Raw genomic sequence first — 14825 nt, forward strand, 5'->3', positions numbered from 1 at the left:
AAACGGGTTGCGGTGGCTTCGGATCAGGATCAAGGCAACCGGGCAATGACCTGGCCCATCCTTCACGGCTGATCGCTTCGCAATGAAAGACAACCTGGAACGCCGCCTCCTCGCGCTGAAAGCAGCCGGAGGCGCAATCACATTTGGAACGGGCCTTCTTCAGCCCATTGTCTTCTCCCGCCATCTGACGACAAGCGAACTCGCATATCTGTTCACATTCCTGGGCATAGTTACCTATCTGTCGCTGTTTGATGCCGGTGCCGGCCGAGCATTCTATATCACCATACGTGAGAAGTATGTGGCCAAATCGGACTACAAAGCCACCTTCGCCCTCTCCAGCCTGTTTTTTGTCGCCCTGGCGATAGTCCTTCTAGTGTCATTCTCGCTTACTAGCCATGTACTGGCGAGGCGATTCCAGCTTTATGGCGCAGGCTGGACGCCGGCTTATACAATCTTTTCATTGTTGATTACACTCTTTGCGCTCTACCGCCCGATTTTTTACGCCACTGACCGCCAAATTCTGTACGACATACTGGATGTGATGAAGCGCCTGATAAGCTTGGTGCTCGTAATCGTCTTGTTCTTGCTGGGCATGTATGCCGCGTGCGCGATCGCCTGCTTGTTGGCCCTCGTTGTCATCGGGCCGGTCGCTAAGAGTGTGCTTCGCGGCTTTGCGGCTTGGCCAGGAGTGCGAAATCTCAACTCGCAGAAGCCCACCATTGGCCTGGTTGGCCACAGCTTGGTCTATTCGATTGCAGAAATCTCCATCTACAACTTCGGATACTTCGTGATGCCTTTTTCTTTCAGCGAGAAAGAGGTCGTTATTTTCGGCTTCCTGATGCGTTTCTACCTGATGCTGACCCTGATTGTGCGCGTTTTTGGCGACGTGTTTTTACATCGCTTCTCTCAACACATTCATTCCAGTCAGCATGAAGCCGCGGAGGGCGTGTTTTACAAGGCGCAGCTTCTTTCAACAGGAACCGCGCTCGCTTTGGGTATCGGATTCTTCGCCTTTGGAAACACGCTTCTCGACGTGTGGGTCGATGGATACGCGTTCACCAATGCCGATATCGCATTCGTTTCCTTGATGGTCGTCGCAAACAGCATTCTGCACGTTTCGGGCGCGTTTGCCGGTGTGACGAAAGCTGGGCTGGTGATTACCAAGCGCATCAGTGTTCCAACGGCTGTCGCGATCGTTGCCCTGTTCCTCTTCGGGCCCTCGGTGCTTGACTTGTCGGGGGTCCTTTACGGGTATCTGTTTATCTACGCCGTCTTCTCGGTCTCCACATTTGTGGCATTTTATCTGAAGGTACTGAAAAAATGACGCGTAAATGTTCGCTGAGACGGCAGGCGGATTTTCTATGTGTGCGCGATCCGGCGATCTCCTACAATTCTGTCGAACTTGACGCGCGGCGGTTCTCCGGTGCCCTGCTCCGGTTAGCCCTGCATTGGTCCGCAAACACGATCGAACAGGGAGGAACTGTCTCCTTTTCCAATGTCGAAGAGAAGGGATACGGTTTCGGAAAGCGGGCGGTTCGCCGTTGGCAAATCCAATCTCTTTTTCGAAGCCCTGCACTGCGTGATTTCGAGCAGGTTCAACAGGAACCCGGAAGACTGTGCTTCCGCAGGAAACACAAACCCATCGCAGCTGATGGCGTCTCGGTTTGCATAGTGTCTTCGAACGATCAGCGCGAACTCCAGAAGCTGCTGGAATGCGTGGATGCGATTCTCACTTCGGCAACAAAGTCCGAGTTGCCCCTGGAGATCGTTATCTGCCTGACGGACATCAATGCGAAAGTGGACGCCGAGGTTCGCAAGCGCACGCACGGGATGTGCGAAGTCAGGTTCATACAGCATGACTGCGGCCGCGACGAACAGATCTACATCGCCGAGAAGAAGGCCAAGCTCTGGGATGAAGCTCGTTACGCGCTGCGCGTCATAATGCATACACGGATCCTCTTGCAGGAGACTTTCCTTGAGGAGATCGCGCGGCTCCCCATTCAGGTAGCGGCCCCGCAGGTCCATCTTGAAGGCGGCTTACCCTACCTGGATTTCGTCTATCTCAAGACGCTGGATAGCGCCGGCACGTCGAGGTCCGCACCGTTGTTGGGCTCGGTATTGGGCAGCCGGTATTTCTTTCCCTTGGCAAGAGGATGGACACCTTATGTGGATGGGGGCGTCTGCGTGTTTCAACGAGACAAAGTCGGCTTCAATCCATACGCTGCGATCTCAGATGTCCCCTGGGGCGAGGCAGAGGACGTTTCGATGGCAAGGGTGCTGGCCGCCCGGGGCATCGTAATCGACTATTTGCACGAGTTGAGTTGCACGAGTTCCACGTCCAAATTCAACTATGGCCATGGCGCGTTTCGCGCCCTTCGGGCTTTCAGACAGCGTGCGAGACACCTGTTACATTCCAACCCCATCGGAATTTCCTGATTGGCGAGCGGCACGATTGTGATCGCAATCAACACACACACAAACAGCACGGAGGCCGCCAGGGCATTCTCCCGTAAACAGCCTCGGTACTCGCCAGTTGCGCACCCTCATTAAGAAGAAGGATATTGTTTACCCGGCTTTTCTGTCGGGTTCGCTACTCTTTACAGCCTTTGCCGGGATGAACCCGTATGTTCGCGATCTCGACGGCGACTACGCGGTGAAGTTGTTTCCGCTTGTCTATGCAGGGGGGGCTCTCTGCCTGTCTGCCTTTGTTGTCGAGCTATTGGTTTCGCGGAAGTTTTTTCTTCGGCCCGGTGTTGGCGTCGTATTGCTTCTTCAATGCTACACTATATTCACCACCATCCTCATCAATGGTGACAAGCTAGGTGAATACGAGCAATCGCATGCGATAAAACTCATCGTTAGTTGCGTGCTCTCTTTTTGCGGATTCTATCTGGGGCTGATCCACCCGAAAAGACATGCGGTGGTCGGCCGCTGGTTCATGGGGTTGGCTGTTCTTTTCATCATCGCTGGATCGCTGGAGGTCCTCGAGGTCGGCCTTTACTCCACATCCAGGCCCTACTCCACCAATCTGGTGTTCCCCTTGTTGCTGCTTTTGGCTTTGTTCTTTTCCAATCTATCGAGGCTTGAGCTGGTTTTGGTCTTCGTGGTCCTTGCAAGCTTGACGGCCATTTCGCTAAGCCGTGCCCAGATTTTCTTGTGCTGCGGAATAATGTTCTTTGCTCTCTCGAAATCCATCGGGCTCATCCGGGCCGTTTCGTTGATGCTGGCTTTTGGTGTGGCATTCCGCCTGATGTTCCTGGATTCGCTGCCTACGGAAAGCTTTCTCTATTTTTCGAGAGTGTGGTCCCTCGACACAACAGGCCGAACCGAACTGTGGCGGGCCGCAACCACGGTGGACGCGAACTGGCGGGATGCTTTGTTCGGCTTCGGCGTGTACCCGATCCCCACAGAGATCAAGATTGGAGAGATCGTCACAACCTATCACAATCTCTATCTCCAAACGTTCCGGACATTGGGTGTCGTTGGAGCCATGCTCCTCTCATACCTTCTATTTCTGCTTGTGCGGGGACCGCTTAATGTTCCAAGAGGGCTTGTGTTCGTCGTTCTTGCCGCAGGCTTTACATACGACCTGTACTTTATTGTTTCCTATGTAGGGCGCTACTACGAGTATCCTCTGTTTTACTTTATCATAGGCCTCTTCTTGAACCAGGGCGTACCGCGCGCGGCAGCGTCAAGAAGCCGGTCAAGAAACGTTGGACGCCCGACCCCAAACTGGGATCCCCGCGTGCGGGTTTGTGTCCGAAATAACTGAAATCGAGACGACATCCATGGGCGGCGGAAAGAAACCGGGCCAAGTGGCGCTTCTGATGCTTGGCACGCACAAACCCTTCGGTGGAATGTCTCAGTATTTTAGCGCATGGGCGCAGTCCCTGAAGTCTCAGGGGCGGCTCAAGGGAGTGATTGGGGCGCACGATGTCGTCAAGTCGGTGGATGGAGTTGACGCCTTTCTGTTCGACACCCAGATCGATCGCCTCGGATACAAGCGATTTATTCCCTATCTGGTTCTCACATTTCACCGCACCAGAAAGGAAATTCGCGCACTCAGCCGCCAGTTGCGCGAGAAGCAGATCGATGAAGTCTGGCTTGTCGACGACTTCCTGTTTTCTTCTCTATATGTCGGTGTGCTTGGGAAGTCGCTTGCCGGTCGTGTGCAGGTTACCATCCACGATCCTGTACCCCATGAGGGTCATACAAAATCCCTCGTGTCCACTGTGCTTTATCGTCTAAACCGTTGGTGCCTGCGCCAGTTGGCGAGACGGGACAAGATCGTCCTACACTTCCATGAACCCGAGTTGATAAAAGGCCTTTCATGGGAATCAGTGCGTTCGAAAGTTTTTTCGAGCCACCCATTTCCAGCGGCCTTGACGAAGAGAAAGCGAACCGAAGACGAAAGATTCCGGATCGCGTTTGCGGGTCGAATTGAGCCTTACAAAGGGTTGGGAGTGCTGATCGACGCCTTGCGCGGCATCGACGAGCACTCACCACAGCTGGCAAAACGGATGGTGCTTTCGATCGCCGGTCGCGGGGCAATTGATCACCCCTTTGCCGATGTCCTCCTCCAAAGCGAACGCGCCGATTTTCAGAACCGTTTTCTGGAGGATATCGAATTCCATCAGGTGATCGCTGACACCGATTGCCTGGTGCTGCCCTACCTGTCCGCAACATCTTCGGGGGTCGCTCTTTTGGCTCTGACTTACTCCGTTCCCTTCATCGTCACGGATGTTGGGGATCTGCCGCGAATAGCCAATCTCTCGCCCCTAGGTCGTATCGTTCGCGCCAATGACGTGGAGAGCCTCAAGCTTGCAATTGAGGATGTTTTCCGAACGCGCGGCACCAACTCTCTTCGCATCGAAGAAAAGCCGCCCAGTAGCGTACTCAGGAAGGAGCCGCGATGAGTATTACCAAATGGGCGAAGAATCCTATCTATGCCTATCGCTTTGCGCATACGCTTTGGTCGTATCGCGCGCCTCTTCTTCCTTCCCTTATCACCTACTTCATAAGGTTGTTTTACTCCTGCTACCTGCCCCACCAAGCGAGGATCGGAAAAGGCTGCGTCCTGGCCTATGGCGGTCTGGGAATCGTGATACACCAACGCGCCGTTATCGGTGATAATTGCCACATCAACCAAGGTGTAACCATAGGCGGCACCTCAAAGAATGCCAATGTCCCGAGAGTAGGAGACAACGTCTTCATAGGTGCCGGCGCCATAGTGCTTGGCGATGTCAACATCGGCTCCAATTCAGTAATCGGCGCGAATGCGGTGGTTGTTCGAGACGTCGATTCAGGTTCGCTGATGGTTGGAGTTCCAGCCAAGAAAATCAAATCCGGGATCAAGAAATCGGACTATGTGTGACCTTCGCCTGCCGACGACGCAAGCCACACGACCGATTGATCCAGATCAGGCTTCCCATGACGGGTCCGGCGGGACATCATTGAGCAAGAAATCAACGAAGAGCAAAAACGCGTCTGCACACGCTTCGACCATCTTGTTGCTGGGGCCGAAACATGCGGACAATGCCCGTGGCGGCGTAACCGTCTTGTTCGAGCTGTTCTGCTCGGACCTGGTAGAGTGCCGCCGAGAATTCGTTGTCCTCGACACGAACTCCCGAAGCTACAGCGGCAAGCTGGCCATGTTTTTGGCCGTGCTGAAGGGCCTAGTCCAGAATTGCGACAAGGACATCCTCATCTTCAATGCGACGCAGAACGATGTCCTGTTTCTGGGTCCCATTATCGCCATTTGGAAGATCGTGTTCAAAAAGCGCGTTGCGCTTCGAAAGTTCGCGGGTTCGTTCGCAGTCGCATATCAAGGGTCATGTTTCTGGAAACGGCAAATTACCCGCCTTACGCTGAAAAGGTTCGACGTACTGTTCTTCGAAACAAAGGATCAAGTGGCGTTCTTCAAGCGGCTCAATGGCAACACGCACCTTTTCCCCAATGTCCGCCGAGCGGCAAACCTGCAGAGCCCGCCATACCGGCATGGCCGGTTTGAGATCCTGTTTGCTTCAACCATGTGCAAAGAAAAGGGCGTTGTCGATCTTCTGGATGCGGTGCTCGGGGATGAGCGCTTCAGATTGACGGTGGCTGGCCCGCCCCAGGACGAGACGATCCTGCGCAGGATCGAATCCCAAGACAATGCCACTTATGTGGGTGTGATCGACAGCGCGGACGTGATCGAGCGAATGTCGAAAAGTCACGTCCTGGCGCTTCCGACATATTATGAGGGCGAGGGATATCCGGGCGTGATAATCGAGGCGTTTTCGGTTGGATTGCCCGTCATTTCCACGACATGGCGCGCGGTTCCCGAACTGGTCGGAGAAAACGGGGTGCTTGTCGAGCCGAGGAATGTGGCCGAGTTGAGAAACGCGCTGATAACCGTGCTGCAGAACCACGGAGAATACAAAACGCGTTCGGCGCGGGCGTTCTGGCCTTACAATTCAGGCGCTGCGACCCGAAGGGCGCTGGCGATCTGTGAGAACATACGCATGCCCTGAAGAGCCGTTTGGCGATTGTTGCACACGGGCCGCGTTCGCCCTTTTCGGGCCGAAAAGAATTTCCACCGGACCAACCGCAAACAGCGCCCACCGAAAGAGCCTTGGACCAATCATCTGACCGGCAAGTCCAAGCGGCGCGGCGGTCGCTATCCAGACCCGTCAAGGTAGTCAGGACACCTCGGAAGCAAAATACATGGCGCTGAACCTGAAACGAATTAAATCCATCTATGTGAAAAGTCCCGCGTTCATCCGGTATCCCCTCTACTACCTGCCGTTCGAGGTTTTTTGTGGTTCGTCCTACAGGACCCAACGCCGCGCATTGAAGCAACAAGAGAGCCGTTGTGACAGCCGGCGCGCAACCAAGCGGGACGCCCTGCTGCTGGATTACCTGAACGATGCCATCAATTTCATTCCGTTCTACAAGGACTGGGCAGCGGAAAGCGGCACTCAAGAGGTCACGGATGTCGATCAGTATTTCGACTTTCCGATTATCGGCAAGGAGGAAGTGCAGGCGGATCTGGACTCCTTTCTCGACCCCAGATTTGCGCGTTCCCGCTATTTGGTTTCGACCGGCGGCAGCACCGGCAAGCAGTTCAGCTTCTTTCTCGAAAACGAGTGCTATTCGAGAGAATGGGCGTTTGTTGCCCATTTCCTCGCCGAGAACGGGATCGACGTAAACCGCAAAAGGATCTCACTGCGCGGTGTCGACAGCAACGATCAGAATCGGGCGATCGAGTATAATCCGCTGTATAAAGAACTCTTGGTCTCCCCGCTCAAAATGTCGGAGGCGGTGATCGTCGACTCGTTCGACGAAATCCAACGGTTCAATGCCCGCTGGCTTCATGGCTACCCATCATCCGTCTACGAGTTTGCCAAAACCCTCAAAACGACGAACAGGCAGCTTCGAGGAATCTCCGGCATTCTGCTTGTATCCGAGAAGCTTTACGATTTTCAGAAAGAGCTGATCGAGGAGGTGTTCTCATGCAAGCCAATTTCGTTTTACGGAATGACCGAAAGGCTGGTTTTCGCACCGCTGGTTGACGGCAGCTTCATACCACACCCACTTTACGGGGTGTGTGAAGCAATCGACGGTGAACTGGTGGCCACCGGTTTCCTGAACCGCGCAACCCGGTTGATCCGCTACCGCACCGGAGACGCGGCCGAGAACGTGAACCCGGACGAGCGCTTTCTAACATCATTCGGCGAGATTTCGGGGCGGTGGGGCAAGGAGTTCCTGGAAGGCAAATCGGGGTCGCGGATATACATGACAGCCCTGAACACGCATTCCTCCGTTCTCGAACATGTCAAGAGATTTCAATTCTATCAAAACACGCCTGGAACGTGTGAGCTTCGCTTGGTTCCCGATCAAGGGTTCGAGGAGAAAGACAAGCGGCTTATCAGGTCCCTGTTTCAGAAGAAGGTGGGCAACGATTTAGATCTCGACGTCGTCACCACCAGCTCCCTCGGCCTGACGCCGCGCGGAAAGCACCAATTCATCGTCAAAGAATAATACGCTGTCGTTGCGGGTCCGAATGACGACAAGCCACCAAGATGAGCAGAATACGTCCCGCTATGTTGTCGATGAGCACGTGGCCGATCCGACCGGCGGGCCAATGCCCCAGCCTTAAGTTTCGCTTCGCCCGCCGCCAGGCCCGCTTCAGCGTTGCCGCGCCCGCCTTGCGAGCGGTTATCTGCCCCGGCCTTAAGCGCCTCGTTCGGCCGTTCGCTATGGCTCCGGGCGTTCGTCGCGCGAAAAGCCAAATCGTTGGCTTTTCGTCCGCGCAGCGGAAAGCTCCTCACCGTTGCCGGGGCCCCGACGCGCCCGCGCATAACGCGCGAGCGCGTCGCATTCCTTCAGGATGTCGTCGATGGGGATTTCGGATCGTCGCCGCCGGCCCGGCGGATGACCGATGCGCAGCGGGATCTGGATCTTTGTGATCGGTTCGGGAGGAATTCCTGGTTGGTTCGCGTCCTTAAGCCGGTTATCTGTCTCGTAAGCGGCGAGCCGCTGTCCGGGACCGCTCGCTGATGCGAACCCGACCTGGCTCTGGCTTGAGGTCAGGCTGGAATCAAGCCGCGCTTTTCTTCTTGCGAAGCGGACGGCATGGCCCGGCAGATCGTCCAGCGCGGCCTTCAATGCGCGGACGCGCCGGCAGACATGGGCGGCATTGATCAGGGTGCGGCCGAGCCCGTCGACCGGCGGCGACGGTTTGGGCGGATCGACGGGCAGCGGCGCGTCGCTGCCGAAAAAGGTGATGCGCGGCACGGCTTTGCGCCGCGGCCGCGGCGGGGCGAAGATCGCCGCATAGTCGATCGGCGGATCGAACAGCGCGAAGGCCGGATTGAGCGACGGCGCTGTTTGTCTTGCCGGCTTCGGCGGCTTCGGCGCCCACGGTGTCTTTCCGACGGGCACTTGTTTGCCCTGGTAGACGATGTTGGTCATCGGCCTGGGGCTTTTGTCCCTCACGATCAGGCAGGCCACGACCGACGCCGGCACGTCGAGCGCGGCGTCCTCCGACACCGTGGTCAGATCCAGATCGGCAGCGGCGTCGGTTTCGGTGTCGGCAGCGGCGGGCGCAGCGGCCTTTGCCGCCGCGATCCCGGCAAACGGCCGGCGTTTGGCCCGCCGGACGTGAAGCTTGACCGCGATGTTGCGCGCGGCGACCGCCAGCAGGCGACGGGTGGCGCTTTCGGCGGGATACAACACACGCAGGACCGCCCGCCAGATGCATTCCGGCTGCATGTCGGCACCGCCGACATCCAGACCGGTCTTGATGCACAGGGTGCGCACAATGCGCGACAGCGTGGCGCGGTATTGCGCGATCTCCAGGTCAAACCATTCATCCGAGCCGTAATCCATGCGCACAAGCATGGCGGAGGGTGAGGTGCGGTGGACAGATATCTCGCCGCCGGGGCTCAACCTCCCGAAAATGCGGGATGAATCCGCAAGCCCGATAAAAGCCTGTCCCCCACATGGCCGATCGGACGGCGGCTCGCCGGCACAGGACGCCACGCGTCACCAAACGGACTTGACGTTGGTCAAGCGGCGATAAAACCCCGCATGTTAGCCGGGAAGGGCCATGACCCAGTTTCCGTCGCTTTATCGCGGGCCAGAACCCGGACATCTGCCGGCGCTGTCTCGCCTTCCGTTGCCGCTTTTCGTGTTGCAGCCGATCCTTGCGCGGATCGTCCGCAAGGTGGCCGCCGACGAGCCATCGGTGTTCAACCGGCTCGGGCCGCACAAACACACCCGCTACATCATCGATCCGGCCAACATGCCGTTTGTGCTGCAGCTTCATCCAGACCCGGACAATCTGCTGCTCAGGGCCTGTCCGCGTCACGACCTGCCGGATCATGACGCGCGGATCTCCGGCAAGTTCTTCGATCTACTGCAGCTGGTCGATTGCGACCAGGACGGGGATGCGATGTTCTTTTCGCGCGGTCTCGACATTTCCGGCAACACGGAAGCCGTGGTCAGCCTGCGCAACGCGCTCGACGATCTGGACGGGTCGCTGGCCGCCCGCGTCGCCGACATGTTCGGGTTGCCGGGCCGGGCGGCGCTCGCAGCGCTGCGCCGCGCCGCCGGCTACCAACCCCCTGAAGCCTGAGAGGACACCATGCTGCGACCGGAGCTGATCTGTCCCGCCGGAACGCCGGCGGCCCTGCGCACCGCCGCCGATGCGGGCGCCGACGCGATCTATTGCGGCTTCCAGAACGCGACCAACGCGCGCAACTTTCCCGGCCTGAACTTCACGCCCGACGAACTGGAGCACTCCGTCGCCTATGCCCACCACAAGGGCTCGAAGGTGCTGTTGGCGGTCAACACGTTTCCGCCGGCCGGAAAGTTCGATTTGTGGAAGGACGCGATCGACACCGGCGCCCGGCTGGGGGTCGATGCCTTCATCGTCGCCGATATCGGCGTCGCGGCCTATGCGGCGGAGACATATCCGGGCACGCGGCTGCATTTGTCGGTGCAGGCGGCGGCATCCAGCCCGGAGGCGATCTGCTATTACTGCCGCGAATTCGGCGTCAAGCGGGTGGTGCTGCCGCGCATCCTGACCGTGCCGGAGATCAGGGCGGTCGCCGAGGAAATCCCCTGCGAGATCGAGACCTTCATCTTCGGCAATCACGGGCTGATGGTGGAGGGGCGTTGCAGCCTGACGAACTACGTGACCGGGCTTTCCACCAATATGGACGGGGTCTGCTCGCCGGCCGCCGACGTGAAATACGAGCGCGACGCCGACGGCAATCTGTCGAGCCGGCTCGGCGATTACACCATCGACTGCTTCTCGTGTTCCGACAAGGCCGGCTATCCCACGATCTGCAAGGGACGTTACCTGACCGATTGCCGAGAGGGCGGCTATTACGCCTTTGAGGAACCGATCAGCCTCAACCTGGCGCATCTGCTGCCCGACCTGATCGGAGCCGGCGTGCATGCCTTCAAGATCGAAGGCCGGCAACGCTCCCGCGCCTATGTGAGATCGGTCGTCAGCGCGTTTCGCGAGGCCGTCGACGCCGTGCTTTCGGGCGGCGAACCGAAGATCGCCGATCTGGTCGCCCTGACCGAGGGGCAAAAGCAAACCGAAGGCGCGTTCAAGACCAAGAAATGGCGGTGACAATGACCGGCAACCTGACACTCGGGCCGATCCTGTTTCATTGGCCGGCCAACAAGAAACTCGATTTCTATGCCCGGATCGCCGACGAGGCGGCCATCGACACAGTCTATCTCGGCGAGGTGATCTGCTCGAAACGGGCGCCATTCTTCGAGCAGCATTACAGCGAGGTGGCCGAGCGGCTGCAGCGCGGCGGCAAGACGGTGGTGTTTTCCTCGCTCAGCGAGGTCGTCCTGAAACGCGAACGCAAGGCGATTGCGGCGTTCTGCGATCTCGCCGGACACGAGATCGAGCTCAACAACACGTCGGCGCTGCTCGAGATCGATGGCCGGCCGCACCGCATCGGCCCGATGATGAATGTCTATAACGAGGCGACGATGGCCTATCTCGCCAGAGGCGGGGCGACCCATTTCAGCCTGCCGGTGGAAATCCCCAGGACATCGGCGCAGTTATTGGCCAAGCAGGCGGAAAGCCTGGGGGCGGGCGTGGAACTGCAGGTGTTCGGGCGTGCTTCGCTGGCGGTCTCGGCGCGCTGCTATCACGCCAGGGCGCATGCACGCACGAAGGACAATTGCCAGTTCGTCTGCGAGGAAGACCCGGACGGCATGGAACTGAAAACGCTCGATGGCAAGCCGTTTCTGGCCGTCAACGGCATCCAGACGCTGTCGCAAAGTTATCTGAATTATCTGACCGACCTGCCCGATCTCGTTTCAGCCGGGATCACGCATTTCCGCCTGTCGCCGCATTCGCAGGACATGGTGGCGATCGCCGGCCTGTTCCGCGCGGTGCTCGACGGGGAGTTGGGTGCGGATGAAGCCGAGGCCCGGCTACGGCTCATCACCGGCGCGATACCCTTTGCCAACGGGTTTTGGCACGGCAAACCGGGCCACTTGCGGGTGTGAGGGGTGCCGCCGGCTGACGGGCGGTGGATCAGTTTTGGCAGAGTGGCGGTGAGAGAGGGATTCGAACCCTCGAGACGGTTTCCCGCCTACACGCGTTCCAGGCGTGCGCCTTCAACCACTCGGCCACCTCACCATTCCATTGCACCCGGCGGTTGCGACCGAGTGGGTTGAAGAAAAGCGCACGCTTTTCCCAAGTGATGCGCTGCTGGCAAAGCCAACAGGCGCGGTGCGCCTTCAACCACTCGGCCACCTCACCATTCCAGTTCACCCGGTGGTTGCGACCGAGTGGGTTGAAGAAAAGCGCACGCTTTTCCCAAGTGATGCGCTGCTGGCAAAGCCAACAGGCGCGGTGCGCCTTCAACCACTCGGCCACCTCACCATTCATTCGCGCCGGCCGCCATCGGAGCCGGAACAACATGAACCGGCGGACTATCGCCAGTCCCCGCCAAGGTCAACACCAAGGCGCGGGAATTCGCGCCGTTACAGTAGAAAACAGGTTACCAAAGGTCCGGCGGCATTGCGGAGTTTGCGCCCGTTGCCTAAAGATCGAACACCGTCGCCCCGACGAACCCGGCAGAACACGACCGGAAAGGCTCGATGATCCGCTTTCTCTTCCGCCTGCTTGCCCTGATTTGCTTTGCCATCGCCGTGGTGTTCGTGGTGATCGACGCCACCCGCTCCATCAGCGTTTCGACGCTGCTGATTACGCCCTTTCAGGAAAGCGTCGAGCTGACCGCACCCTTGATGCTGGAGGATTTGCGGGCCTGGCTTTCGGTCAATGCGCCGGAATTTGTGAGCCGGACCATCCTTGAAAGCGTGCTGCGGTGGCCCACTTTCGCCTTGTTCGGCGGACTGGCCGTCGTGTTCTATCTGGTCGGCCGGACGCCGCGCAGGCGCGGGCTCGCGCGGGCGGGCCGCTGAGCCGGCGCAACCACAGGGGATGCAGCGCGATGTTTCTTGCCAATTTGTTCGAAAAGAAGACCAGACTTCCCGAACCGCATGACGCCTTGAAGGGACGAGATAACGCGCTGCCGACAGCCGAGCGGCACTTCGTCAACGGCCAGCCGCTCAAGGGCCCCTATCCGGTGGGCGCCGAGATCATCTATTTCGGCATGGGCTGCTTCTGGGGCGCCGAACGGTTGTTCTGGAAGACCGAAGGCGTGCACGTGACCGCGGCCGGCTATCAGGGCGGATACACGCCGAACCCGACCTATCAGGAGACCTGCACGGGCCAGACCGGCCACGCCGAAACTGTGATGGTCGTCTTCGATCCGGCGACGGTAGCGCTGGCCCGGCTGCTGGCGCTGTTTTGGGAAGAGCACGACCCGACACAGGGAATGCGCCAGGGCAACGATGTCGGCACCACCTACCGCTCGGCGATCTATGCCACCACCGCCGCGCAACTCGAGGCGGCGCAGACCAGCCGCGAGGCCTGTCAGGCTGCGTTGAAGGCAGCGAACCGTAACGCTGCGATTACCACCGAGATCCGCATGGCGCCGGAATTCTACTTCGCCGAGGAATACCACCAGCAGTACCTTGCCAAGAACCCGGGTGGATATTGCGGCCTGCAAGGCACCGGCATCACCTGCCCCGGCAGCTAGCGCGGACGGCCGCAACGACGTGAAGCAGCGACGCTAACCCTATGCTTCAAATCGGCTTTTTTCGGCATTTTTGACGTGATTTTGAAAAATAGCCGTGCAACAGTGAAGCACTCGCGGAGGATTGGCCTCCGCAGAGGGCCGGTCGGGCGCGCAGCCGCGCGGGCCGGAGGGAGCCAAATACTGAAACCATCACAGGGTAGGTAAGTATGAACCGTATCGCACTGGGCCTTCTGGCCGCAACCGCCTTGTCGTTCTCCGCGCAAGCAGAGCCGGCGATCGTTTACGATCTTGGCGGCAAATTCGACAAATCCTTTAACGAAGCAGCCTTCAACGGCGCCACTCTATACAAGGAGGAATCGGGCTCGAGCTTCCGTGAGTTCGAAATCCAGAACGACGCCCAGCGCGAACAGGCGCTGCGCAAATTCGCCCAGGACGGCAATTCGCCGATCGTCGTCGCCGGCTTCTCCTTCGCCCCGGCCATCGAGAAAGTGGCTTCCGAGTTTCCGGACACGCAGTTCACCATCATCGACATGGTCGTCGACGCACCGAACGTGCAGTCGGTCGTGTTCAAGGAGCATGAAGGCTCCTATCTGGTCGGCGTGATGGCCGCCAAGGCTTCGGAAACCGGCACGGTCGGCTTCGTCGGCGGCATGTCCATTCCGCTGATCTCGCGCTTCGGCTGCGGCTATGTCGGCGGCGTGAAGTCGGTCAATCCGGACGCAACCGTGATCGAGAACTTCACCGGCGACACCCCGGCGGCCTGGAACGACCCGGTCAAGGGCGGCGAAATCACCAAGGCGCAGATCGCCCAGGGCGCCGATGTGGTCTACCACGCAGCCGGCGGCACCGGCGTTGGCGTGCTGCAGGCGGCGGCTGACGCCGGCAAGCTCGGCATCGGCGTCGACTCCAACCAGAACGGCCTGCAGCCGGGCAGCGTTCTGACATCGATGATGAAGCGCGTGGACGTCGCCGTCTACAACGCCTTCAAATCCGGCATGGACGGCTCCTTCGAGCCCGGCATCAACGTGCTCGGTCTCGCCGAAGGCGGCGTCGACTACGCAATGGACGACAACAACGCCAGCCTCGTCAGCGACGAAATGAAGGCGGCCGTTGAAGACGCCAAGGCAAAGATCATCGCCGGCGAAGTCACCGTCCACAACTTCACCGAAGACAACAGCTGCCCGTACTGATCGTCAC

14 protein-coding genes and 1 tRNA gene are annotated in these 14825 nt (G+C 58.7%); 13 read left to right on the forward strand and 2 right to left on the reverse strand.

Annotated features, from left to right (window positions below):
* The first annotated feature begins 82 nt into the window (after positions 1 to 82).
* The 7 genes from ACO06R_RS02345 to ACO06R_RS02375 all read left to right on the forward strand — a co-directional run bounded on the left by ACO06R_RS02345 (position 83) and on the right by ACO06R_RS02375 (position 8022).
* Entirely contained in the window at positions 83 to 1324 is a 1242-nt protein-coding gene (locus ACO06R_RS02345; protein WP_421855642.1) for a hypothetical protein, read from the forward strand.
* Positions 1321 to 2436: a hypothetical protein gene (locus ACO06R_RS02350; protein ID WP_421855644.1), complete on the forward strand. Its 1116-nt coding sequence runs from the start codon at positions 1321 to 1323 to the stop codon at positions 2434 to 2436. The genes ACO06R_RS02345 and ACO06R_RS02350 overlap by 4 nt, the downstream gene beginning before the upstream one ends.
* Before the next feature lie 97 nt (positions 2437 to 2533).
* Positions 2534 to 3772: a hypothetical protein gene (locus tag ACO06R_RS02355; protein ID WP_421855646.1), complete on the forward strand. Its 1239-nt coding sequence runs from the start codon at positions 2534 to 2536 to the stop codon at positions 3770 to 3772.
* A gap of 16 nt (positions 3773 to 3788) precedes the next feature.
* Positions 3789 to 4916, forward strand: coding sequence for a glycosyltransferase (locus ACO06R_RS02360; RefSeq protein WP_421855648.1), 1128 nt, complete (start codon positions 3789 to 3791; stop codon positions 4914 to 4916).
* Positions 4913 to 5374, forward strand: a complete 462-nt coding sequence (locus ACO06R_RS02365) for a serine O-acetyltransferase (protein WP_421855650.1) — start codon at positions 4913 to 4915, stop codon at positions 5372 to 5374. The genes ACO06R_RS02360 and ACO06R_RS02365 overlap by 4 nt, the downstream gene beginning before the upstream one ends.
* A complete protein-coding gene (locus tag ACO06R_RS02370; RefSeq protein WP_421855652.1) occupies positions 5319 to 6512 on the forward strand; it encodes a glycosyltransferase in 1194 nt (397 codons plus the stop codon). The genes ACO06R_RS02365 and ACO06R_RS02370 overlap by 56 nt, the downstream gene beginning before the upstream one ends.
* A gap of 193 nt (positions 6513 to 6705) precedes the next feature.
* Complete coding sequence (locus ACO06R_RS02375) at positions 6706 to 8022, forward strand: hypothetical protein (protein WP_421855654.1); 1317 nt, start codon at positions 6706 to 6708, stop codon at positions 8020 to 8022.
* Between the two features lie 216 nt (positions 8023 to 8238).
* On the opposite strand, the gene ACO06R_RS02380 is transcribed toward ACO06R_RS02375, so the two are convergent.
* Positions 8239 to 9372: a hypothetical protein gene (locus ACO06R_RS02380; RefSeq protein ID WP_421855656.1), complete on the reverse strand. Its 1134-nt coding sequence runs from the start codon at positions 9370 to 9372 to the stop codon at positions 8239 to 8241.
* A gap of 220 nt (positions 9373 to 9592) precedes the next feature.
* On the opposite strand from ACO06R_RS02380, the gene ubiT reads away from it, so the two are divergent.
* The 3 genes from ubiT to ubiV are packed head-to-tail and all read left to right on the forward strand — an operon-like array spanning position 9593 to position 12027.
* On the forward strand, positions 9593 to 10120 hold the full coding sequence (gene ubiT, locus ACO06R_RS02385; RefSeq protein ID WP_421855658.1) for a ubiquinone anaerobic biosynthesis accessory factor UbiT: 528 nt from the start codon (positions 9593 to 9595) through the stop codon (positions 10118 to 10120).
* A gap of 9 nt (positions 10121 to 10129) precedes the next feature.
* Positions 10130 to 11128, forward strand: a complete 999-nt coding sequence (gene ubiU / locus ACO06R_RS02390; protein ID WP_421855660.1) for a ubiquinone anaerobic biosynthesis protein UbiU — start codon at positions 10130 to 10132, stop codon at positions 11126 to 11128.
* Positions 11119 to 12027 (forward strand): ubiquinone anaerobic biosynthesis protein UbiV, encoded by a 909-nt coding sequence (gene ubiV, locus ACO06R_RS02395; RefSeq protein WP_421855662.1) that lies wholly within the window; start codon positions 11119 to 11121, stop codon positions 12025 to 12027. Before ubiU ends, ubiV begins: the two co-directional genes overlap by 10 nt.
* Before the next feature lie 43 nt (positions 12028 to 12070).
* Here the strand turns inward: ubiV and ACO06R_RS02400 are convergent.
* Positions 12071 to 12160: transfer RNA gene (locus ACO06R_RS02400), tRNA-Ser, on the reverse strand.
* A gap of 464 nt (positions 12161 to 12624) precedes the next feature.
* Here ACO06R_RS02400 and ACO06R_RS02405 point away from each other — a divergent pair.
* The 3 genes from ACO06R_RS02405 (at position 12625) to ACO06R_RS02415 (ending at position 14818) form a co-directional block, all read left to right on the forward strand.
* Positions 12625 to 12948 (forward strand): hypothetical protein, encoded by a 324-nt coding sequence (locus tag ACO06R_RS02405; RefSeq protein ID WP_421855664.1) that lies wholly within the window; start codon positions 12625 to 12627, stop codon positions 12946 to 12948.
* Positions 12949 to 12977: 29 nt separating this feature from the next.
* Entirely contained in the window at positions 12978 to 13628 is a 651-nt protein-coding gene (msrA, locus tag ACO06R_RS02410; RefSeq protein ID WP_421855666.1) for a peptide-methionine (S)-S-oxide reductase MsrA, read from the forward strand.
* A gap of 206 nt (positions 13629 to 13834) precedes the next feature.
* On the forward strand, positions 13835 to 14818 hold the full coding sequence (locus ACO06R_RS02415; protein WP_421855668.1) for a BMP family lipoprotein: 984 nt from the start codon (positions 13835 to 13837) through the stop codon (positions 14816 to 14818).
* Positions 14819 to 14825: the final 7 nt, after the last annotated feature.

This window comes from Oricola sp. (assembly GCF_965230365.1).
GTDB lineage: Bacteria > Pseudomonadota > Alphaproteobacteria > Rhizobiales > Rhizobiaceae > Oricola.